The sequence below is a fragment of the Nonomuraea sp. NPDC059023 genome (assembly GCF_042740095.1).
GTDB lineage: Bacteria > Actinomycetota > Actinomycetes > Streptosporangiales > Streptosporangiaceae > Nonomuraea.
This window is the reverse complement of the sequence record NZ_JBHYIO010000124.1, coordinates 1-1827: the sequence shown is the minus strand read 5'-3', so window position 1 is coordinate 1827 and position 1827 is coordinate 1. Positions and strand designations below refer to the sequence as shown.

At 66.7% G+C, this 1827-nt stretch carries 2 protein-coding genes and 1 pseudogene; 1 reads left to right on the top strand and 2 read right to left on the bottom strand.

Annotated elements, in window-relative coordinates:
- Nucleotides 1-175 precede the first annotated feature (175 nt).
- Together ACFWYW_RS59325 and ACFWYW_RS59320 are read right to left on the bottom strand one after the other, a co-directional pair.
- Nucleotides 176-616 carry a hypothetical protein gene (locus tag ACFWYW_RS59325; RefSeq protein WP_379628314.1) on the bottom strand — a complete coding sequence of 147 codons (441 nt, stop codon included), beginning with the start codon at nt 614-616 and terminating at the stop codon, nt 176-178.
- Nucleotides 613-1446 carry an IS5 family transposase gene (locus tag ACFWYW_RS59320; protein ID WP_379628312.1) on the bottom strand — a complete coding sequence of 278 codons (834 nt, stop codon included), beginning with the start codon at nt 1444-1446 and terminating at the stop codon, nt 613-615. Before ACFWYW_RS59320 ends, ACFWYW_RS59325 begins: the two co-directional genes overlap by 4 nt.
- A 117-nt stretch (nt 1447-1563) precedes the next feature.
- Here ACFWYW_RS59320 and ACFWYW_RS59315 point away from each other — a divergent pair.
- Nucleotides 1564-1827 (top strand): annotated as a pseudogene (locus ACFWYW_RS59315) (methyltransferase); the annotation flags it as partial.

The window sequence follows — 1827 nt, the reverse complement described above, 5'->3', positions numbered from 1 at the left end:
CGCCCCGACGTTCTTCTCGAAAACCCCACCATGGGTGATCCAGGACAGGCCGCAGGCCTACCTAAACCACCACAGAGTCAGCACGAACGTCCTCTGAGAGGGCGTTCCGCGAGTTGATGTCCCTTTCGGCGCTTGGGCAGGGTAGGGCGGGGTGACGGGGGATGTCGTTGCCGAGCTATGGACGTGGCTGAGTGAACAATCCGGGCTCGGTCTCAACGAGGACGCCCTGGCCGACCAGGCGTTTGAGCTTGGCGCGGATCTTCTCGGTGTTTTTGGGGATGATGGGCAGGTCCAGGGCCTGACACAGGTCACGGGCCCGCAGGGGGCGGTCGAGGTCGCCGAAGACATCCAGGATCTGCCGGTAGGCGGGGTGGTCGGGCAGTACTGGAGCCGGTGGGATGGTGTCGGCCTCGGGTTCGTCGGCGAGGGCCAGGAGGGTTTTGCGGGTGATCTGCAGGTGCTCGGCGGCTTGTTCGAGGTCGCGCAGCCGCGCGGTCAGGGTGTCGATCTCGGTCCGGGTCTGTTCGATGTGGCAGGTCACGGTCTGCTCGCGGGCATCGATCTTGTCCAGCAGCCATGTGCCGGGATCGCGCGCCTGCTGGTCAGGTCTGGTCATGAGGACCGCCAGGAGGGGGCGACGTCGCGGGTCAGGCGCCGGGCCATGACGGCGGTCATTGCCCAATGCACCCGTGACTCGGAGCTGGCCGGCAGGTGTTCGTAGTCGCGGACCAGGCGCCGGTGCAGCATCAACGTGCCATAGGTCTGCTCGGCGACCCAGCGTTTCGGCTGGGGGACGAACCCGCGGTCGGCGGGGTTGCGTTCGACGATCTCCACATCGATCCCGAGCCGGGCGCCGTGATCGACGACCGAGTTCTTGAATCCCTGGTCGACCAGGGCCTTGGTCACGGTGCCGGAGGTCTGGGCGGCGACGCGGTCCAGCAGGCCGCTCCCGAAGGCGTTGTCGTGTGCCGATGCTGCAGACACGATCACCGCGATGACCAGACCGAACACATCCACGGCCAGACCTCGCTTCCGGCCTGGGACCTTCTTGGCGGCATCCTTCCCGGTCGTGGTGGCGGGGACGCCGGCCGCGGCGTGCACGCTCTGGGTGTCCAGGATGACCAGGCTCGGATCGGCTAATCGGCCTTTGTTCTCCCGCACATGCCAGCGCAGCAGATCGTGGATCTTCTGGGCGGTGCCGTCATCGCGCCACTTGGCGAAGTAGTAGTAGGTCGCGCTGCCAGGTGGCAGATCGTGCGGCAGGTAGTCCCACTGGCAGCCGGTCCGGCCCTGGTAGATGATCGCGTTGACGATCTCGCGCATCGCGTAATTGCCCTGGTGGCCGCTGACGGAACGGTGCGCGGCCTTCCACGCGGTGATGACCGGCTCGATCAGCGTCCACTGCTCGTCGGACAAGTCGCTCGGGTACGGTTTGCGTTCGCTCACCCGGCCATCTCAGCAGAGGTGTCCCCACCGATAGGTGGTAACGCTACAAAACCACTCGATCACACTGCGACATCACGGGCATCAACTCGCGGAACGCCCTCTGAAAGGATGGCACCGATGACCTTGGCCGCCGACCTGCGCCGCAAACTGGCCGCCGACGTCGCCTCCGCGCCCTGGCGCTCCGCGCTGGAGGAGGTGCCCCGCGAGCTCTTCATCGGCGATGCCGTCTATCGTCACGAGACCGGCCTCGGCTGGGCACCCGTACGGCGGGCGGAGATGAGCGAGCAGGAGTGGCTGCGCCTGGTCTACACCGACGAGACCTGGGTCACCCAGCTCGACGGGGTGATGGCCGAGGACGCCACCGGTCCCGTGCCGATCCTG

Excerpts from the sequence above, each read along its gene's own strand:
- ACFWYW_RS59325 (WP_379628314.1), bottom strand. The coding sequence starts at position 616 with ATGACCAGACCTGACCAGCAGGCGCGCGATCCCGGCACATGGCTGCTG.